The organism is Streptomyces liliifuscus, assembly GCF_016598615.1.
GTDB classification, from domain to species: Bacteria; Actinomycetota; Actinomycetes; order Streptomycetales; family Streptomycetaceae; genus Streptomyces; species Streptomyces liliifuscus.
The window spans coordinates 4796627-4815881 of the sequence record NZ_CP066831.1 but is presented as its reverse complement, the minus strand read 5'-3'; the positions used below and the strand labels follow the sequence as shown (position 1 = coordinate 4815881).

Here is a 19255-nt window from a genome sequence, read left to right as displayed (position 1 = left end):
CGAGCACCGAACCTCAGCCGCCCCTCAGGGGCGCGGGGAACTGCGCGACCAGCCCCCACGCACCCGCAGTCAACGAACCGACCCCAGAAGCCCCTGACCTCCAGCCTTCAGCCGAGCCCCGCTCACCCCCGCCCGAGAAAGATCGGGTTGGTGAACCCGGCCATCGCACCGGGCAACGGCCCAACCGCGGCCTCATGCCGCACCTCCGCCCGCACATACGCCGCGTACTGCGCAGTCGTACGCCACTCCACCGTCCCGGCCCCGGACACCGGCAGCACCGCACTCGTGTGGAGCACACCCTGGTCCGTGACGAACCGAACAGTGCAGCGCGGCACCCCGGACGCCTCCAGCGTGACGGTCACCGGGTCGTCGCGGTCGACCTTCAACCGCCCGCCGATCCCGGCGTGTTCGCCCTTCGGCCCGGTCGCGGAGAACGACAGCGACACCCTCTTGGACTCCGCGACGTAAGAGCGGCCCGCCCGGATGCCCTCCTGGATCGCCTCGCGGGTCAGGTCGTCGGCGAGGACGACGGTCTGCGGGGTGCCGATCGGGTCGGGATCCCGGTGGGCGTCACTGCTGCCCATCGCCGGAATCCAGCCCCGGCCACCCCCACCCCCACCGTCCCCCCGACCCTCGCGCACGGAGGCGACCAGCATGCTGTCCCAGTCGGCCAGCGACACCTCGTCGTCGGGGCCGAACGGACCGTTCCACACCTCGACCGCGTCCGCCTCGCCGAAGCCGAACTTCCAGTTGCAGCCGACGCAGGTGGCGTGCGGATGGGCGGGCACGACCAGACCGCCGGCCTCGCGGATCCGGCGCGCGTACTTGCCGAAGCGGTTGTCGCGCGCCCGGTAGCGCCAGTCGACGAAGGTCCCCGGGTCGGTGCCGAGCGCGACGACGTGACCGTTCCTCGTCGTCACCTCCTCGCCCAGCATGATCAGCAGGTCGTCACCGGCCTCCGAGGCCCAATGGGCGTGCGCGGAGTGCGTGTTGTGCTCGGACGAGTTGATGAAATCAAGGCCCGCGGCCCGCGCGAGGGCCGCGATCTCGGCGGGGGTGCGGCGGCCGTCGGAGTACCAGGAGTGCAGGTGGCAGTCGCCCCGGTACCAGGCACGCCCGCGGCCCTTGGCCCGCGACGGCGGGTACACCGGCTTCACGGCCGTGCCCGGCTCGCCGTACGTCAGCGTGATGGTGATCTCGTACGGGAGTCCCTGCGGGGCCACCGTGTACGGGCCCAGCGCGATGTGCCAGGTGCCTTCCTTGACCGGGCCCGGGATGTAGCCCGGCGTGGCGTCGTCGGCGCGGATGAAGAACTCCGTGCGGGCCCCGCCCGACCAGCCGCGGAAGCCCTTGCCGCCCAGTTCGGTGCCGCGCTGGTCGAAGATGCCGATGTCGAGCGCGTTGCCCGCGGTGCCCGCCGGCATGGAGGGCCTCTCGTAGGTGTACGCGACCTTGATCTCCCGTACGCCGTCCGGGACTTCGACGGGCAGGTACACGAAGTCCGGCGAACCGGTGGGCAGGGTGCCGCGGACCGTCCGGGTCTCGGACGCGTGTGCCGCGTCGGCGGCCTCGCTCGGAAAGCTCACGCTTCCCAACGTAAGCGCGGCGGCGGCTCCCGTCACGAACAGCGCGCGTCTGCCGATGCCGTGGTCACCGCTGTGGTCGTCCTCGCACATGTCTGCTGCTCCCGGGTCTCGTGAGTGGCTGAGTGGCATGTAGCGGTTCAGTAGCTGCGGAGGTGGTACGACAACTCTGGTATTCAGCCGTGAACTGTGGTGCAAGGGAAGGGGGTCGGCGGGTTTCGGGTTCGGAGCACTCATGAGAAGCATTCGTAGGAAGCATTCGTGACAAGCAGGCGGAATGCCTACCGGTCGGTATGGACAGTTGGGGCTCGTGCCGGTAGGGAGGTGCCATGCGCATCTCTGTGACGATCTTCCTCACCGACGAGACGATCACCCCGACGCTGCTCGCCCGTGAGCTGGAGCAGCGGGGCTTCGCCGGGCTCTATCTGCCCGAGCACACGCACATACCCGTGGAGCGCGTCACCCCGTACCCGGCGGGCGGTGAGCTGCCGCCCGAGTACGGCCGCACCCTCGACCCCTTCGTCGCGCTCGGCCAGGCGGCGGCGGTCGCCGAGTCGCTCGCGCTCGGCACCGGGATCACCCTCGTCGCCCAGCACGACCCGGTCGCCCTCGCCAAGCAGATCGCGACCCTGGACCACCTCTCCGGCGGCCGTTTCACCCTCGGCCTCGGTTTCGGCTGGAACGTCGAGGAGGCCGCCGACCACGGTGTCGACTGGCGCACGCGGCGGGAGCTGGTCCGGGACCGGATGGCCCTGATGCGGGCCCTGTGGTCCGCCGAACCGACAGGCTACGAGGGCGAGTTCGGCTCCGTACGGCCGAGCCACGCCCACCCCAAGCCCGTACAGAAGCCGCGCGGACCCGTCGTCGGGCCGCGCACGCTCGTCGGGGGAGCGGCGGGGCCGAAGCTCTTCTCGCACATCAGCGAGTACACGGACGGCTGGATGCCGATCGGCGGCCGCGGTCTTACGGAGTCCGTGCCTGTGCTGCGGGCCGCCTGGGCCGAGGCCGGCCGCGACCCCGAGGCCCTCCAGGTCGTGCCGTACGCGGTGCTGCCCACCCCCGGCAAGCTCACGCATTACGCGGACCTCGGCATCGAGGAGGTCGTCCTCCAGTTGCCGCCGGCCGGCGAGGGGGACGTACTGCGCGTTCTGGACGAATACGCCAAGTACCTGTAGTCGGCCGCTGGTGTGTCACTGGTGCGCCGCTGGTGTGCCGCTCGTGACGCGGCCCATCCGTAACGGGGCCTGATCAATGCGATCGTATGCTCGAAGGATGACGACTTCCGCGACCTCCGGAACCGGGCCCACCGCGAACGCCATGCGTCGCGCCCTCAAACGCGCCCGCGACGGCGTCGCCCTCGACGTCACCGAGGCGGCCGTCCTCCTCCAGGCACGCGGCGCCGACCTGGACGACCTGACCGCGTCCGCCGCCCGGGTGCGCGACGCGGGCCTGGCCGCGGCGGGCCGCCCCGGCGTCATCACGTACTCGAAGAGCGTCTTCATCCCGCTCACCCGGCTGTGCCGGGACAAGTGCCACTACTGCACGTTCGTCACGGTCCCCGGCAAGCTGCGCCGGGCGGGCCACGGGATGTTCATGTCCCCGGACGAGGTCCTCGACATCGCCCGCAAGGGTGCCGAACTGGGCTGCAAGGAAGCCCTGATCACCCTCGGCGACAAGCCCGAGGACCGCTGGCCCGAGGCCCGCGAATGGCTCGACGCACACGGCTACGACGACACGATCGCGTACGTACGGGCCATCTCGATCCGCATCCTGGAGGAGACGGGCCTGCTCCCGCACCTCAACCCGGGTGTCATGTCGTGGACCGACTTCCAGCGGCTCAAGCCCGTCGCGCCGAGCATGGGCATGATGCTGGAGACGACGGCGACCCGGCTGTGGAGCGAGCCGGGCGGCCCGCACTACGGCTCGCCCGACAAGGAGCCGGCCGTCCGTCTGCGTGTCCTGGAGGACGCGGGCCGCTCGTCGGTCCCTTTCACCAGCGGTGTGCTGATCGGCATCGGCGAGACGTACGAGGAGCGCGCGGACTCGCTGTTCGCGCTGCGGCGCGTGTCGCGGTCCTACCACGGCGTCCAGGAGCTGATCATCCAGAACTTCCGCGCCAAGCCGGACACGGCGATGCGCGGGATGCCGGACGCCGAACTGGACGAACTGGTCGCGACGGTCGCGGTCGCCCGGCACATCATGGGCCCCTCGGCCTGCCTCCAGGCACCGCCGAACCTCGTGGACTCCGAGTACGGGCGGCTGATCGGCGCCGGTATCGACGACTGGGGCGGGGTCTCGCCGCTCACCATCGACCACGTCAACCCCGAGCGCCCCTGGCCGCAGATCGACCTGCTGCGCGAGCAGTCGGCGGAGGCGGGCTTCGAACTGCGCGAACGGCTGTGTGTGTACCCGGAGTTCGTGCAGCGCGGCGAGCCGTGGCTGGACCCGCGGCTGCTCCCGCACGTACGGGCGCTCGCCGACCCGGAGACGGGCCTCGCGGTGCCGGACGCGGTCGTGGAGGGCCACCCGTGGCAGGAGCCCGAGGAGGCGTTCACGTCGTCGGGGCGTACGGATCTTCACACCGCGATCGACACCGAGGGGCGCACGTCCGACCGGCGCGAGGACTACGACCACGTGTACGGCGACTGGGACGCCCTGCGGGAGGCCGCGGCGCCCGGCATGGTGCCGTCCAGGATCGACACGGACGTACGGGCCGCGCTGGCGACGGCCGCCGACGACCCGACCCGCCTCACCGACGACGAGGCGCTCGCGCTGCTGCACGCGGACGGCCCGGCGCTGGACGCGCTCTGCCGGATCGCCGACGACGTGCGTAAGGCGGCCGTCGGCGACGACGTCACGTACATCGTCACGCGGAACATCAACTTCACCAACGTCTGCTACACCGGCTGCCGTTTCTGCGCCTTCGCCCAGCGCCGCACGGACGCCGACGCGTACACCCTGTCGCTCGACCAGGTCGCCGACCGTGCCCAACAGGCGTGGGACCTGGGTGCCGTCGAGGTCTGCATGCAGGGCGGCATCCACCCGGACCTGCCGGGGACGGCCTATTTCGACATCGCCCGCGCGGTGAAGGAGCGGGTGCCCGGCATGCACGTCCACGCCTTCTCGCCGATGGAGGTCGTGAACGGCGCGACCCGCACCGGCCTGTCGATCCGTGAATGGCTGACCGCGGCCAAGGAGGCGGGCCTCGACTCGATCCCCGGCACGGCCGCCGAGATCCTCGACGACGAGGTCCGCTGGGTCCTCACCAAGGGCAAGCTGCCCACGGCGACCTGGATCGAGGTGATCACCACCGCGCACGAACTGGGCATCCGTTCCTCGTCCACGATGATGTACGGGCATGTGGACCAGCCCCGCCACTGGCTCGGCCACTTCCGTACGCTCTCCCGGATCCAGCAACAGACCGGCGGTTTCACGGAGTTCGTGACCCTGCCCTTCATCCACACCAACGCGCCGGTGTACCTGGCGGGGATCGCCCGCCCGGGGCCGACCACGCGGGACAACCGCGCGGTGATGGCGATGGCACGGCTCCTGCTCCACCCCCACATTCCCAACATCCAGACCAGCTGGGTGAAGCTGGGCACGGAGGGCGCGGCGGAGATGCTCCGCTCGGGCGCCAACGACCTCGGCGGGACGCTGATGGAGGAGACCATCTCCCGGATGGCGGGCTCGTCGTACGGCTCGTACAAGTCCGTCAAGGAACTGATCGCCGTGGCGGACGCGGCGGGACGGCCGTCCCGGCCCCGCACCACGCTCTACGGCGAGGTGACGGAGGAGCGGCAGCGGGCGGCGGCGGCCTCCGACGGGCATCTGCCGGAGCTGCTGCCCGTGCTGGAGTGACGGACGCGGACGCGCGGGTTCCCGGGCCCGCGGGAGCGGGCTCGGGGCGGGTGGGCCAGGATCGGCCGAGGACCTCGTCGGAGTAGGATGATCCGACCCTCCGACGGGGTGAATCACAGCTGAGGAGATGCGTGCGCGTGCCTGCCCGACGGCTTCCCTCGTGGGTCTGGGTCTCCGGTCTGACCGCGGCCGCACTGGTGGCGGTGACGTTCCTGGCCGTCAAGGCCGACAAGGGCCCGCAGCCCACGGCCTCGGCCTCGCCGAAGCCCTCCGCCTCGGCGACCGCCAAGCCCTCCGCCTCGCCCGACGAGTCCGAGCCGGTGGCCGTGCCGGACGGCTCCGGCACCGGACGGCGCATCGTCTACTCCCTCGACCAGCGCCGCGTATGGCTCGTCGACGCGAGCGACGCGTCCCGGCGCAGCTTCAAGGTGTGGCCGGGGACGGTGAACCCGGTACCCGGCTCGTACACGGTCGGCACCCGTCGCGAGGGCGGCACGGGCAGCGACGGTGTGGAGATCGAGAACATCGTCTTCTTCACCGTCAGCTCCGGCACCAACATCGCCTTCTCGAACGCCGTGGACGGCTCTTCCCCGCCGCCGCCCGCGTCCGGCGTACCGACCGGCGGGATCCGCATGCGCGCCGCCGACGGCGACGCGGTCTGGAAGTTCGGCACGGCGGGGACGAAGGTCGCGGTCGTCGACTAGCGCCTGTCCCGGGGCCTCGCCCACGGCAGGCTGCTGTTCACGGGGCCGGGGTACTGGCCGCGGCGTCAGGAGCCTGTGACGGCTCGGTCGTCGACTCGGGGGTCGGCGGTGCCTGTGTCGGCGTCGCCTCGCTGGGGGCGGTCGGCTTGGCCGGCGTGCCGGAGTCGCCAGGCACACTGGAGCCGACGCTCGGTCCAGGGTCGCTGGGGCCGCTGCTGGGGGCCGGACTGACGGGCTTGGGCGTCGGTGACGGAGTGGGCGGGGTCGAGGGGCTGCTCGCGGGCGGCGGGGCGAGCGGGACCGACGGGGTGACGGGCGCGTCGGACGAGGCCAGGCGGAACGGCAGCGCGATGAGGGCGGCGGCGACGCAGGAGAGACCGACCCCGGCCGCGGCGCGGAGCACCCGGCGGCGGGAGGCGTCGCGGCGGATCGCCTCGTATCCGCCCGGGGGCGGGGCGAGATAGCCGGTGGCCGGCCGCAGGATGACGGCGAGGGGGTCGTCGGGCTCCAGGTCGGGACCGTCCTCAGAGGGTGTGATCAAGGCTTCTCCTCAGGTGGGCGCGGAGCATTTCTCGGGCCGCGTGGAGGTCGGCCTTGACGGTTCCTTCCTTGCGCCCGGTCAGCGCGGACACCTCCCGGATCGGCATGTCGGCGTAGTAGTGCAGCAGGATCGGTACGCGCAGCCGTTCCGGCAGCGACTGTACGAGCAGGCGCACCGACGGGTCGGCCTGTTCGTTCCGCGGCCGGACCGCGACCTCGTCGCTGACACGGCGTACGGCTCTGCGCTCGCGCTCCAGTTTGCGCCAGTGGTCCCGGACGAGGTTGGCGGCGGTGACGTAGAGGAACCCTCGCGGCTCGGCCACGTTCGTCCAGCGGGCCCAGAGCCGGGTGAACGCCTCCGAGGCGATCTCGTGGGCCGTCTCGTCGTCGTCGACCAGGCGGCGGCACCAGCCGGCCAGGCGCGGGTAGAGGGCGGCGAACAGCTCGGACGCTGCCTTCTCGCGGGACCGTTTCAACGCTCTCCATGGTCGTGATGGACTCGTAGGAAGGATCCCGGGCCGTCGGCGTACCGTCCATCGACGTACGGTCCGTCGGCCCAGGACCCTGAAGCTACGGGTTACGGGCTATGTGCCCGGCACTACGGGTTGCCGGAGCTCAGCGAGGCGAAGACGATCACGCTGTCGCGGTACCCCTCACCGGTGCGGGGGCCCCCGCAGGTGATGAGCCGCAGCTCCGGACGGCCCACGTCCCCGTAGACGTCGTCCGTCGGGAACTGCGCCTGGGCGACCGTCCGTACGTCGGTGACCGCGAACTCCGCCGCCCTGCCGTTCTCCAGGCGCGCCACGATCCGGTCGCCGCGGCGCAGCCGCGAGAGGTGATGGAAGACCCCGTCACCGTAGGAGCCGACCGTCACATGGCCGAGGAGCACCGACGGGCCGACCTGGCCGGGCGTCGGCGAGTGCTCGTACCAGCCCGCCTTGTCGTCCGCCGCGATCGGCGGCACCTCCACGGTGCCGTCCGAGGCCAGCCCCAGCCGCATGACAGGGGTGTCGACCTGAATGGCCGGGACCTGCAACCTGACCGGGACCGAACGTCCCAGGGCCTTCGCCGCGTTCGCGGGGGGTTGCGCGCTTCCGGTCTTCTCGGCTCCGGCCCGGTCGTCCGTGGTCCGGTCGGCCTGCTGGCCGTCGCAGCTCACGAGCAACGAGGCCACCGCCGCGGTGACGAACGCGCGCCGGGAGAGCGCGCGCCTGGAGGGCACACGCTCGGACGGCACACGCCTGGAGGGAACTCGACTTGGGGGCAAGGTCATGCCCCGGTCGCCCGCCGACGACGTACGACGAAGAACGCCGCCCCGCCGAGGGCGAACGCCGCGGCGGCGCTCCCGGCGGCCAGCTCGCCGTTGGACCCGGACTGCGACGACGGCGGCACCGCACCGGTGTCGGGCGCCCCGCTCGGCACGACGGAGACCTCGTCGCCCGGCGCCTGGCTCGGCGCCGCCGTCGGGGCCGTCTCGGCGGGCTGGCTCGGAGCCGGCGTCGGGTCCCCTTCGGAGGGCTTGCTGGGAGCCGGCGACGGGGCGGTCTCGGCGGGGGCCTGGGTCGGGGCGTCGCTCGGCGCCACGGTCGGGGTCGTCCCGGCGGCGAACGCGGGCACCGTGCTCGCCAGTACGGCGGTGCAGGCAAGTGCTATGGCGCTGAGGACAGTTCGGCGCATGAATCGCTCTCTTTCGTCGGCCCGCCCGCCCGGTGTCCCGGCGGACTGGGGTACGGATCGAGCGGAGAGACGAGACAGCGGCGTACCGGGTTGTAAAGAGCCGGCAAAGTCATCGGGCGGTCGGTGTATCGGTCGATGTACCGGTCCACGCGCGGAGTTTGTCCGGGTTGACCACGAGCCACAGGTCGGTGATCAGGCCGTCGCGGACGTCGGCGGCGAGGACGGCGATGGTCGTACCGGCGATGGCGACCGTGACGCCGGGGGTGCCGTTGATGTCTTCCTCGACGAGTTCCACGTCCGGCTCCCTGCGCAGGAGGCCGAGGAGGAAGCGCGCCACCTTGTCCGCGCCGGCGATCGGGCGCAGCGCCGCGCGCACCTTGCCGCCCCCGTCGCTGCGCGACTCGACGGCGGGGTCGAGCAGGGCGACCAGCGAGTCGAGGTCACCGGTCTCGCACGCCTCGCGGAACGCGGAGACGACCTGCCGGTGTTCCGTCGTCGTACCGCCGACGGGCCGCCGCTCCGCGAGGCGCCGACGGGCCGAGGAGGCGAGCTGTCGGCAGGCCGCGGGGGAGCGGCCGACCGTCTCGGCGATCTCGGTGAACGGCGTGCCGAAGACGTCGTGCAGGACGAAGGCGACGCGTTCCGCGGGCGTGACCGAGTCCAGGATCACGAGCATGCCCATGCTGACGGACTCGTCGAGCGTGATCCGGTCGGCGGGATCGTCCCCGCCCGTGCCGCTCGTCCGCCCCGCTCCGGCCGCGCTGGTCCAGGTGGTGCCGCCCCTGACGGGCTCGGGCAGCCACTCCCCGGTGTAGCGCTCCCGGCGGACCCGTGCGGAGGCGAGCTGGTCGAGGCAGATCCGCGAGGCGACCCGGGTCAGCCACGCCAGCGGGGTGACGATCACCCGCTGCTGCGCCTCGGACAGGGCGTACCACCGGGCGTACGTCTCCTGTACGACGTCCTCGGCATCCTGCACCGAACCGAGCATCCGGTAGCCGAGATTGAGCAACCGCCGCCGCTCGGCCATGAGGGAACCGAGACTGGGGCTGGGGCTGGGGCTGGGGCTGGGGCCGGAGCCGGAGCCGGGGTTGGGGCTGGAGTCGGGACCGGAGTCGGAGCCGGAGTTGGGGCCGGAGCCGGAGCTGGATTCGGGGGCGGAGTCGGGGCCCTGGTCGGAGTCGGGCGGGGTGGGCACGGGTCGCTCAGCCTCCCTCTCCGGGGCGCCCGCCGTGCCCGTCGTGCCCGCCGTTTACGTCCTGCCCGTCCTGCCCGTACTGCCCGTCCTGCGCGATGTGCCGGACGTTCTCGGTCAGCCACTCGTCGAAGGTCTGGGTGCCGCGGGACCCGGGTCCGGTCGGCAGGTTGCCGCCGCCCTTCATGGCCCGCCCGACGGCGCCGGGGAGCGTGACCGGCACCAGCAGCCTGCGCCGGCCCCCGGCCCGCAGCACCTTGCGCACCATGTCGACGAGTTCCTCGACCCGCGGCCCGGCGAGCTCCGGCGCCATGCCCTGGGGCGCCCCGAGGACGAGCCGCACGAGATGCTGGGCGACCTCGCGGGCCGCCACCGGCTGCGTACGCATCCGGGGCACCATCGCGAGCGGGCCCGGCATCCGGTCGAGGACCTGTTGCGGGAACTCGTGGAACTGCGTGGCCCGCATGATCGTCCACGGCGTGGCGCCCTCCTTGGCCACGACCTCCTCCTGCCGCAGTTTCCCCTGGTAGTAGCCGAGGGCGACCCGTTCGAGGCCGACGATCGACAGGAGCACGTGGTGCCGTACGCCGACCCGGGCACCGGCGTCCAGGAGGTTCCGGCCGGTGCTCTCGAAGAACGAGATCGACTTCTTGGCACTGGTGGTCTGGAGGTTGCTGACGTCGACGACGGCCTCCACGCCCGTCATGGCGGCGTCGAGTCCGGCGCCCGAGACGAGGTCCACACCCCGCGACCTGGCCAGTACCACCGGTTCGTGCCCCGCGGCGACCAGCTCGTCGACCACATACCGTCCGACCAGCCCGGTCCCGCCCGCTACCGCGATCCGCATGACGGACCTCCTTCTTCCACCGTGTTCCTGTCCGCCTTGTCCCTGTCCATCCTGATCCCGTACGCCATCATGTGTCCCCTCGCCGCCCGGGGAGCACCGGCACGAGGAGAAGGGCCGACGACAGCACCAGCGCCGTCAGCAGGACGACGTTGAGCACCTGGTCGCGCGTCCCGTACATGCCGAGATGCTGCATGTGATAGCTGAGGTGCAGCACGTTGAAGACCAGCCACACCGCGCCCGTGGTCTGCACGAGCCGGGTGTTCCGTACGGAACCGAGGGTGATGGCCGTCAGCATCGCCAGCGCCAGGAACATGGCCCCGGCGTCCTTGGCGAGGTGCTCGTTGTACGGGCCCAGCTGCGGCAGCCAGCTCAGCCCGAAGCCGGGAAAGCTCGCGTGCCACTCCTTCGGCGAGAAATAGGCCCAGGCGCCTGTGTACAGCGCGGTCACGGCCAGAAAGCCGAGGTTGGCGTACCGGATTTTCGTGTTCATGCCCCTATGACGAGACGGCCCACGAAAACGTGAGGCGCGGCGCGGGAGCGGTCAGGCGGTGCCCGGGTGCAGACCGGCGTCGCGGGCGAGCAGGGCCGCCTGGACCCGGTTGTCGCAGTCGAGCTTGGTCAGGATGCGACTGACGTACGTCTTCACGGTGGCCTCGCTCATGTGCAGCCGCCGGCCCGCGTCCGCGTTGGACAGGCCCTCGCCGAGCAGGGCGAGGACGTCACGCTCCCGCGCGGTCAGCCCGTCGAGGCGGTTCCTGGCCTCCTCCGCGCGGGCGGTGGCCCCGGGGGAGGAGAGGGCGTCCACCACGTGCCGGGTGGCCGCGGGCGAGAGATAGGCGTTCCCGGCCGCGGCCGCCCGCACCGCGTGGATCAGCTCGTCGGGCGCGGAGTCCTTGAGCAGGAACCCCGCGCCGCCGTGGCCGAGCGCGCGCAGTACGTTGTCGCGCTCGCCGAACGTGGTGAGGATCAGCACCCGTACGTCCGGTGCGGCGCGGCTCAGTTCGGCCAGGGCCGTCAGGCCGTCCATCACCGGCATCTGGATGTCCAGCAGGGCCACGTCGACGGCGGTGCTCCGGGCGTTCTCCACCGCCTCGCGGCCGTCACCCGCCTCGGCGACCACGTCGATGTCGTCGGCCGAGGTGAGGATCATCCTGATGCCGGCCCGGATGAGCGGCTCGTCGTCGGCGACGAGGACCCGGATCACACGGCCTCCTGCGCGGTGTCGGTCGGGAGCTGATGGCATGGCCTCGCCATCATGCCCTGATCCGGCCGGGTGCGTCGCGGAGACGGTGTGAGGAGGTGCGGGTGCGGGTGCGGGCGCCGGTGCGGGCGCGGGCCGGGTCGTTTCGCGGCCTCGCGGTTGTCACGGCGTCCTACGGGTCAGCTCTCGTCCTTGAAGGTCTTCTTCTCGATCAGCTTTCCGTCGCGGAAGCAGAATCTGAAGAGGGTCGTGGTGTCGTCGGGGTCGTCGGACGCGAAGTGACGGCAGGTCGCGCCCTTGGGTATCGGCGGGCCCTGGTCCTCCCAGGCGGCGGTCATGATCGAGTCCCCGTCGGGCAGTTGGTCCTGCACGTCGGCCTCGGGATCGCCGACCGTCGCCGACGCGTAGACCCTCGGTGGGATCATGGCCTTGTCCACCTCGTCCATGAACGCCGTCACCCCCCAGATTCCCAGGGCGACGATGCCCACGACGAGGACGACGGCGGTGACGGCACAGCCGATGGCGACGTTCTTCTTCTTGCTCATGGTGGCGGCGAACTCCCCTTGCGGATCGGACCGGTTGATGACCGCTCCACTGTTGTCCGCGGCGCCGGCGCCGGGCTGCCCCACAAAGTCGTTGTACGGGCCGACGGAGGTCGCGCCGTGGGGGAGGCGGGGCTGGGGTTCGCCGGTGCCGGTGCCGGTGCCGGTGCCGGTGCCGGTGTCGGGGGTGGCGCTGGTGCCTGAGCCCGCGTCTGCGCCTGTGCTGTAGGGGAGCATGCCCGCGATGCGGAAGCCGCCGTCCGCGGTGGGACCGGTGTGCACCATGCCGCCGATGAGCCGGGCCCGCTCCTGGAGGCCCCTCAGCCCCTGGCCCCCGCTGATCGCCGCCGGGACGCCCGGTGCCCCGGCAGGCGCGGGCCCGTTGGCGACCTCCACCACCAGGCTGTCCGGTTCGTAGCGCAGGGCGAGGGTGATCGGGGCGCCCGGGGCGTGCTTGTGGGCGTTGGTCAGGCCCTCCTGGGCTATGCGGTACGCCGTGTGACCGGCGGCGGGGGCCAGCGCGCGGAAGGCGCCGGACCGGAGCAGTTCCACGGCCGCGCCCGCGGCCCGCGACGACTCGACCAGCCCGTCGATGGAGGCGACCGCGCGTGAGCCCGGACGCCCGCCGTCCGTGTCGGCGGCCTCGGTGTGCCCGGTGAACCCGTTGTGCCCGGCCTCTGTGTGCCCGGTGTGCCCGGACTCGCTGGCGGTGCTCGCGTCGGGCCAGTTCTTCTGCTCGTCCCGCTCCTCGTGGAGGATGCCGACGGCCTCGCGCAGCTCGCCCATCGCGGTCACGGAGGCGTCCCGCAGGATCCGTACGCCTTCCCGCTGTCGTTCGGTGAGATCCGGATCGACTTGAAGCGCGCCCGCGTGCACGGCGATCAGGGCGAGCTGGTGGCCGAGGCTGTCGTGCATGTCCCGGGCTATGCGGCCCCGCTCCAGCAGGCGCGCCTGCCGTGCCACCATCGTCTGCTCGCGCACGAGTTGGACGTTGTTCCGCTGCAGCGCGTCCAGCAGTGAGTGACGCTGTGCCCGGTAGCGGGAGGCCAGCCCGGGCACGATCGACAGCGTGAGGAACACGCCCGCGCTCAGCGCGCCGGTGAAGGACAGCGACAGATCGGAACCCGCGCTGAGCTCACTGCGGAACGACAGCGCGGCATGCAGTACGAACGCGGCGGCGAAGGCGGCGACCACCCGCCAGGGCTTCATGATGCGGCTGCCCGCCGACCAGCTCGCGTAGATGAGCAGCGGGGCCGCGCCCGCCAGTTCCCCGGCCGCGGCCGCCGAGACGACCAGCACCGTCGCCGGCAGCGACCGCCGGATCAGCGACAGCAGGGCGACACCCGCGACGACGACGAAGGTCCGTACGCCGAACCCGGCCCCCAGGGCGTCGAACAGCCCCGCGAGCCCGGCGAGTACAACGATGAGTGCGGTCTCCCCGGCGATCCGCCCGCGGCTCCAGGGCGACGCGGCGGCAAGGCGGCGTCGGAGCGGCAATGCGATGCGGGCGGTCTTCGCTTCGTCCAGTTCCACGGCCCGACGATAGGCAGTGCCCGGGGGCGCCCGCATCATCCCTGCGTCGCGCCGCAGAACGACGAAAGTGGACGACCGCGGGACGACTCCGGCCGGGGCGGGCGCTGTTGGGGCTGTCGGCGCCGTAGCCGAAGGTCGTTGCGGGCCGCGACCTTCGAGGACTGATCCGGACCGGCCGTCGCGGCGACGATGGTTCGGCAGGAAACAGCGCAGGGGACGAAAACGGGAGACGTCACATGGACAACGCACAGCTGCAGGCGCACGAGCGGTTCAACGTCCGGCAGAAGATGACCTTCATGGCCAACCAGTACGTGGTGACCGTGGCCCGTCCGGACGGCTCCGAGGGCGAGGTCGTCGCCTACGCCCAGCAGAAACGGACCGCGATCAAGGAAGAGATGACCGTCTACTCCGACGAGTCCAAGAAGACTGTCCTGTTCACCTTCAAGGCCCGTCAGCTCCTCGACGTCGGCGCCACCTACGACGTACGCGACGAGGCGGGCAACCCCATCGGCACGTTCCGCAAGGAGTTCGCCGCCTCCCTCCTGCGCTCGACGTGGACCCTGGACCAACCGGGCACGACACAGCTCACGGGACGCGAGCGCAACAGGTTCGTGGCCGTGCTGCGCCGAGTCTGGGAGTTCCTGCCGCTCGTCGACTTCCTGCCCTTCGCATGGCCGTACCACTTCGACTTCACCGAGGGCGACAAGCGATCGATGGCGGTCGACAAGAAGTTCGGCCTCCGCGACCGCTACGTACTCGACATGGCGAACCCGGACCTCGACCGCCGCCTGGCCATCGCCCAGGCCGTGGCCCTGGACGCCCTCCAGTCACGCTGACCGACGGGCGTGGCCGACGAACTCGGCCCACGCCGGGCCCGCGAACGCGAGCTGGGCGCCGTGCTTGTCCTTGGAGTCGCGGACGTGGACACGGGCGGCGGTGGCGTGGGCTATCGCGACCTCGACGCACTCGGGGCCGTCGTTGCTGCTGTAACTGCTCTTGAACCACTTCAGTGAGGAGTCGGCTTCGGCGGAGGCGGCGGTGGGGGTCATGTCTCTCCCAGAACTTTCTCGATCAGGGCCAGTGACTCCCGCGGCGTGAGAGCCTGCGCCCGGATCATGCCATAGCGCATCTCGACGATCTGAACCTCTTTCGGATCAGCGATCAGGCGACTGTGCAGCTGACCTTCCGAGTGCCCCAACGCCTTGCCGCCCTGAAGTTTCAGCAACTGGAGCGGGCCGCCCATGCCCGCGTGATCCTCACGATCCGTCGGCATGACCTGGATCTCCACGTGCCTCAACCTTCCCACTTCCAACAGGCGTTCGAGCTGTTGTCGCAGCACCATTCTGCCGCCGATGGGCCGCCGTAGCGTCACCTCTTCCTGGACAAAGGTGAGCAGCGGTGCGGGCACGCGCTCGAAGACGGACTGCCGGGCCATGCGTGCGGCGACCTGGCGGTCGATCTCGTCCTCGGTGTACGCGGGCCGTCTCATCGCGAACAGCGACCGCGCGTAGGTCTCCGTCTGCAGCAGACCGTGCATGTTGTGGTTGGCGTACGCGCCGAGTTCGACCGCCTCGGCCTCCAGGTTCGCCAGATCCCGCACCTTCTTGGGGTACCTGGCCTCGGCCACGTCCTTCTTCATCGCCGAGAGCTTGCCGCCCGCATCGAGAACCTCGTCCGCCTTGTCGAGGAACTCCGGCTGGGGCACCCGCCGCCCCCGCTCCACAGACGAGACCATCTCCTCGCCGTATCCGATGGCAGCCCCGAACTCGGACTGCCGCATCCCGGCGGCTTCCCGCCACGCCTTGATCTGACGCCCGACGGCCTTGAGTACGGCTGTCGCCTCCTCGTCCTCCACAAGCTCACCTCTCGCGCGTACGGACGGGACAACTACGGACCGGACAACTGCGCACCGCATCCGTACCGCACCCGGACAGTCACGCTGCGTACCGGCTTCGCCGCTGTTCAGCGTAGATGCAGGCGGCCACGCTGAGTGACGTGAACTACGGAATCCAAGCCCCCGCCCAACCGGTCCTCGCCGCCCGGCACTTCACGATCCTGCTCTCCGTGACCCGCCGCGGCGCCCGCCTGGCCCGCCTGCTCACGGAGCGCCAACTCGTGGAATGGGAAGCCGAGTCCGAGCCTGCGCTGCAGGTGGTCGCGGAACTCGCCGCGAACGCCGTGTTCCACGGACGCGTCCCCGGCCGGGACTTCAGGCTGACGCTCAGGCTCGACGAGGTCGGCGTGCTGCGCGTGGAGGTGACCGACGCCCGGGGCGACCGGCACCCGCGTATCAAGGACCCGGTCGGTGACGGGGAGGAGTCGGGGCGCGGTCTGTTGCTCGTGGCGGCGTACGCGGACGGGTGGGGCGTGGTGGACGGCCCGGGGCCGGGCTGCAAGACGGTGTGGGCCGAGGTGAGGCCGGATCGTGGACGGACGTGACCCGGTGGGGCCCGACGCCAAAGAGAAGGAACCGGGGAAAGAACCCAACCCACCCAACCCGGCCCGTCATCCACCGCACCCCTGGCAATCCCGCGTCTCCGCCGCCTGATCACTCGGTCGAGTGATCGCGGCCAATTCGGCTGGCGGAAAGGCGGATTGGTCGGGCAGCGTCAGCCCGGACACACAACCGCAAACATGAAACGGCCCCCGCCGGGACTGGCATCCCGAACGAGGGCCTCACCACCTAGGAAGTAGCACCTTCCCGATGACTGATCAGCACTTTAGCGCGCGCACGCGCGCCCGGACCGGCCGTTCCCACCAAGGAGTGGGCCACGTCGACGAGCACCACGATGAACGATTCACCGTGGTCGGAAACCACCTGGCCCAGCATTCGGAGCTGTCATTGACGGCCATCGGTCTGGCGGTCCACATCCACTCGCTCCGCAGCGGCACGCTCGTCGGCATCAAGGCACTGGCGGCGAGGTTCCCCGAGGGAGAGACGAGGATCGCCTCGGCCCTGCGGGAGCTGGAGACCCACGGCTACCTGGCCCGCACCAAGGAACGCCTCCCCTCGGGCCGCATCGTGACGCGCACGATCTCGTACAACAAGCCGAGAACGCGCACGGCCCCGCGCCCGCGGAAGCCGCACGGCGACACGACTCCGCCCCCGCCCCCCACCCCGGTCGTGCCGACACCACCCCCGCCGGGCCCCCACGACCTCCCCGCCCACCGCACCGCCCGCGACGTCCTCGCAGTCCTTCGCAACCACGACCCCCGACTCCACCTCAGCGAGCAGGACGTACGCCGCCTCGCCCCCGCGGTGGCCACCTGGCTGGAACGAGGCGTAGCCCCGGACGACGTAAGCCGAACGCTCGCGGCAGGAATGCCCCAGGACGGCGTACGCCACCCAGCAGGCTTCCTGGCCCACCGCCTCACGGCACTCCTTCCCCACCCCTCCCACCGGCCCTCCCAGAACCACCCCGCCCGTCCCCCCTCCAGAACTGCGACGACTGCGACCGAGCCTTCCGGTCCGCGACACCGGGCCGCTGCCGGGGCTGCAACACGGCCCACCAGGCCCGAGCGGCAGCGGCGTAGGGAATGGCGTAGGAAATGAACGACGGCCACGGACCCCTGATCCCGATGCCCGAGGCCACTCCCGAAGCGCTACGGGCCTTCGTGCACTCGTGGGCCGTCTTCGTAGGAATCGAACGGCACCGCAGCACGCCGCCCCACCCCGATGTCACGCTTTGAAGGGCTCGACGCACCTATCTAGTGCTGCGGTGCATGAGCGCCACGGAGGAGTCGACAAGGGGATGCGATGCAAGAGGCACTCATCGTGGCTGCGGGCATGGTGGCCGCGGGGCTGTTGCGGTTGCTGCATCGATGGCTGATCGAGCGGAGTCGCATCCAGTTGGTGCGCGCCCGGCAAGAGGGAACCAGCGACCGGGTGCGCGTGCTCCCTCCGGGGAGCGTCCTCAACGAACTGCGCGAAGGCGAAGAAGTGCGTATCGAGATCGGTGGAGGTGGACGTGGATGAGTTGCAGCAGACGCGCACGACAGCCGCTCAGGGGTTAGCGCTACCCCAAGTGCCGGATGTGAAGCCGGAAGCGCCGGATGTGGAGAAGCAGCAGGACTTCTCCAAGTACTACGCAGAGCACATGGGCAAGTTGATCCGTCACCTCATGCGGCAGGGCGCCGAACCGCATGAGGCTGCGGAGGCGGCCCAGGCGGCATTCGTGGAGGCTTACGCGACGTGGAGAAAGATCGAGCATCCCGGCCCATGGCTGCGACGTGTTGCCTTCCGTCTCCTCCTACGCCAGCCCATACGCGAAGTGTTGCCCGGCGAGCTTCCCGATACGGCGTCACCCCACTGTCCAGTACGGAACGTGGAGATACGCCAGGAAGAAGAGCGCGTTCTTGCTGCACTCTCCGAACTGTCGCCGACCCAAAGGCGGGTGATGGCTTGGCACCTGGACAAATACAGAACCAAGGAGATTGCTGAAGAGTTGGACATATCCCAGGAAGCGGTGAGGAAAAACCTGGAGCGAGCTCGGAAGCAGCTCAAGCAGAGTCTTGGAACAGCGGAAGGAGGCGAGCAGTGACTCACTTCTACAGCGATCGCGAACTGGACGACCTCCTGCACTCGGTGGACGACCGGATTCTGGAGAGCATCGAGGACGCACTCGATATGGCCATTGGTCTGGCAGCCATCACCGGTGCCCCTCCCAACTCGACGGTGACGCCGATTCGGAGTACCGCCGCCCAAACCAAGCCCACGGAACGGCGGCACGCAGAGGGACCGGGAGATTCGGCACCCGAGAGCCGGCTCCGCGCCCAGACCCCGGTAGCCAAGGCCGACAGCCTGGACGGCCTCAGGTCTGAGCCGCGGCATGATGAGGTCCGGATGCTCGACAACCCCATGCCGGCCCCGCCGGAGAAGATCGTCACTATGCTCGACAACTCCATGCCCAGTGAGCCCGCGTCGGAGCCGGAGATTTCGACGATGGACAACGACATGCCGCACCCGCCCGCCCTGGACCTGGACGGCAACAAGTGAGACACCGTTTCCGATGGTGGCCCTCCCGGAGCTGGTCGCTTTCGGGGCTCCTGCTAGAACCCAGGCATGGCTTACAGATTCACGGCTCGTGCGATAGCTGCAGAAGTCGACCACGCCAACGACGTCATGCAGGCGGGTGTCGCCGAGCACGACAGCGGCGAGGGCTTCTTACTCCTGTTCATGAGCAACATCGGCGAAGCGTCGCGTCAGAACGTGTCGCTCGGCCTCGACACCTACTGCCTGGTGACTCAAGACCAGGGCACGGCCTACGGCTGTGTCCGCGAGGTGTCCCTGTCGGACAACGTGCTCAGTCTGTCGCTGGACCCTGCGTCGTTGGATGACTTGGAGTTGGAGAACGCGGAGATCGAGGCATTGCTCGACGCTCCGGAAGAGGACATCGAGCGGCTGCGTGAGGTGCTCGCGCAGGTGCTGGCGTACGGGCGCGAGGATGCCCGTCCGGGACGTGTCGATCTCTAGGGCTGGCGATGTGCCTTCAGCCAAAGGACAACGGAAGTGCGAACGGATATCAATGGTCCGCCGGAGCATTGAGCACCGGCGGACCATTCAGGGCATGCCGCGTTC

At 70.6% G+C, this 19255-nt stretch carries 22 protein-coding genes; 10 read left to right on the top strand and 12 right to left on the bottom strand.

Annotated elements, in window-relative coordinates; all coding sequences use genetic code 11:
- Positions 1-122: 122 nt before the first annotated feature.
- Positions 123-1676: a CehA/McbA family metallohydrolase gene (locus JEQ17_RS20300; protein ID WP_200396557.1), complete on the bottom strand. Its 1554-nt coding sequence runs from the start codon at positions 1674-1676 to the stop codon at positions 123-125.
- A 236-nt stretch (positions 1677-1912) separates the two neighbouring features.
- Between JEQ17_RS20300 and JEQ17_RS20295 the strand changes: the two genes are divergently transcribed.
- The 3 genes from JEQ17_RS20295 (at position 1913) to JEQ17_RS20285 (ending at position 6145) form a co-directional block, all read left to right on the top strand.
- The gene (locus JEQ17_RS20295) at positions 1913-2758 is read left to right on the top strand and encodes an LLM class F420-dependent oxidoreductase (protein WP_200396556.1); all 846 of its coding nucleotides are present in this window, start codon (positions 1913-1915) and stop codon (positions 2756-2758) included.
- A gap of 97 nt (positions 2759-2855) precedes the next feature.
- Positions 2856-5441: a bifunctional FO biosynthesis protein CofGH gene (locus tag JEQ17_RS20290; protein ID WP_200396555.1), complete on the top strand. Its 2586-nt coding sequence runs from the start codon at positions 2856-2858 to the stop codon at positions 5439-5441.
- Positions 5442-5572: 131 nt separating this feature from the next.
- Positions 5573-6145 carry a hypothetical protein gene (locus JEQ17_RS20285; protein WP_200396554.1) on the top strand — a complete coding sequence of 191 codons (573 nt, stop codon included), beginning with the start codon at positions 5573-5575 and terminating at the stop codon, positions 6143-6145.
- Between the two features lie 37 nt (positions 6146-6182).
- Here JEQ17_RS20285 and JEQ17_RS20280 read toward each other — a convergent pair whose 3' ends face one another.
- The 9 genes from JEQ17_RS20280 to JEQ17_RS20240 form a co-directional block, all read right to left on the bottom strand.
- Positions 6183-6686, bottom strand: coding sequence for a hypothetical protein (locus JEQ17_RS20280; protein ID WP_234048286.1), 504 nt, complete (start codon positions 6684-6686; stop codon positions 6183-6185).
- Positions 6670-7161 (bottom strand): RNA polymerase sigma factor, encoded by a 492-nt coding sequence (locus JEQ17_RS20275; RefSeq protein ID WP_200396553.1) that lies wholly within the window; start codon positions 7159-7161, stop codon positions 6670-6672. Before JEQ17_RS20275 ends, JEQ17_RS20280 begins: the two co-directional genes overlap by 17 nt.
- Before the next feature lie 122 nt (positions 7162-7283).
- A complete protein-coding gene (locus JEQ17_RS20270) occupies positions 7284-7907 on the bottom strand; it encodes a class F sortase (protein WP_234048285.1) in 624 nt (207 codons plus the stop codon).
- 47 nt (positions 7908-7954) lie between these two features.
- On the bottom strand, positions 7955-8362 hold the full coding sequence (locus JEQ17_RS20265; RefSeq protein ID WP_200396551.1) for a Tat pathway signal sequence domain protein: 408 nt from the start codon (positions 8360-8362) through the stop codon (positions 7955-7957).
- 109 nt (positions 8363-8471) lie between these two features.
- Positions 8472-9389 (bottom strand): RNA polymerase sigma factor SigJ, encoded by a 918-nt coding sequence (sigJ, locus tag JEQ17_RS20260; protein ID WP_200401607.1) that lies wholly within the window; start codon positions 9387-9389, stop codon positions 8472-8474.
- Between the two features lie 175 nt (positions 9390-9564).
- On the bottom strand, positions 9565-10401 hold the full coding sequence (locus JEQ17_RS20255) for an SDR family oxidoreductase (protein WP_200396550.1): 837 nt from the start codon (positions 10399-10401) through the stop codon (positions 9565-9567).
- Between the two features lie 67 nt (positions 10402-10468).
- Complete coding sequence (locus tag JEQ17_RS20250; protein WP_200396549.1) at positions 10469-10891, bottom strand: hypothetical protein; 423 nt, start codon at positions 10889-10891, stop codon at positions 10469-10471.
- A gap of 51 nt (positions 10892-10942) precedes the next feature.
- Positions 10943-11605: a response regulator transcription factor gene (locus JEQ17_RS20245; RefSeq protein WP_200396548.1), complete on the bottom strand. Its 663-nt coding sequence runs from the start codon at positions 11603-11605 to the stop codon at positions 10943-10945.
- Positions 11606-11781: 176 nt separating this feature from the next.
- Positions 11782-13671, bottom strand: coding sequence for a sensor histidine kinase (locus JEQ17_RS20240; protein ID WP_234048749.1), 1890 nt, complete (start codon positions 13669-13671; stop codon positions 11782-11784).
- Positions 13672-13913: 242 nt separating this feature from the next.
- On the opposite strand from JEQ17_RS20240, the gene JEQ17_RS20235 reads away from it, so the two are divergent.
- Positions 13914-14513 carry an LURP-one-related/scramblase family protein gene (locus JEQ17_RS20235; RefSeq protein WP_200396546.1) on the top strand — a complete coding sequence of 200 codons (600 nt, stop codon included), beginning with the start codon at positions 13914-13916 and terminating at the stop codon, positions 14511-14513.
- Here JEQ17_RS20235 and JEQ17_RS20230 read toward each other — a convergent pair.
- Together JEQ17_RS20230 and JEQ17_RS20225 are read right to left on the bottom strand one after the other, a co-directional pair.
- Positions 14505-14726, bottom strand: a complete 222-nt coding sequence (locus tag JEQ17_RS20230; RefSeq protein WP_200396545.1) for a DUF397 domain-containing protein — start codon at positions 14724-14726, stop codon at positions 14505-14507. The genes JEQ17_RS20235 and JEQ17_RS20230 overlap by 9 nt on opposite strands.
- On the bottom strand, positions 14723-15532 hold the full coding sequence (locus JEQ17_RS20225; protein WP_234048284.1) for a helix-turn-helix domain-containing protein: 810 nt from the start codon (positions 15530-15532) through the stop codon (positions 14723-14725). Before JEQ17_RS20225 ends, JEQ17_RS20230 begins: the two co-directional genes overlap by 4 nt.
- Positions 15533-15648: 116 nt before the next feature.
- Between JEQ17_RS20225 and JEQ17_RS20220 the strand changes: the two genes are divergently transcribed.
- The 6 genes from JEQ17_RS20220 to JEQ17_RS20195 all read left to right on the top strand — a co-directional run bounded on the left by JEQ17_RS20220 (position 15649) and on the right by JEQ17_RS20195 (position 19150).
- The gene (locus tag JEQ17_RS20220; protein ID WP_200396543.1) at positions 15649-16116 is read left to right on the top strand and encodes an ATP-binding protein; all 468 of its coding nucleotides are present in this window, start codon (positions 15649-15651) and stop codon (positions 16114-16116) included.
- 265 nt (positions 16117-16381) lie between these two features.
- Complete coding sequence (locus tag JEQ17_RS20215) at positions 16382-17230, top strand: helix-turn-helix domain-containing protein (RefSeq protein ID WP_407700066.1); 849 nt, start codon at positions 16382-16384, stop codon at positions 17228-17230.
- A 204-nt stretch (positions 17231-17434) separates the two neighbouring features.
- The gene (locus tag JEQ17_RS20210; protein WP_200396542.1) at positions 17435-17653 is read left to right on the top strand and encodes a hypothetical protein; all 219 of its coding nucleotides are present in this window, start codon (positions 17435-17437) and stop codon (positions 17651-17653) included.
- Positions 17646-18218: an RNA polymerase sigma factor gene (locus JEQ17_RS20205; protein WP_234048282.1), complete on the top strand. Its 573-nt coding sequence runs from the start codon at positions 17646-17648 to the stop codon at positions 18216-18218. Before JEQ17_RS20210 ends, JEQ17_RS20205 begins: the two co-directional genes overlap by 8 nt.
- Positions 18215-18673 carry a hypothetical protein gene (locus JEQ17_RS20200; protein WP_200402115.1) on the top strand — a complete coding sequence of 153 codons (459 nt, stop codon included), beginning with the start codon at positions 18215-18217 and terminating at the stop codon, positions 18671-18673. The genes JEQ17_RS20205 and JEQ17_RS20200 overlap by 4 nt, the downstream gene beginning before the upstream one ends.
- Before the next feature lie 66 nt (positions 18674-18739).
- On the top strand, positions 18740-19150 hold the full coding sequence (locus tag JEQ17_RS20195; protein ID WP_200396541.1) for an Imm10 family immunity protein: 411 nt from the start codon (positions 18740-18742) through the stop codon (positions 19148-19150).
- Positions 19151-19255: the final 105 nt, after the last annotated feature.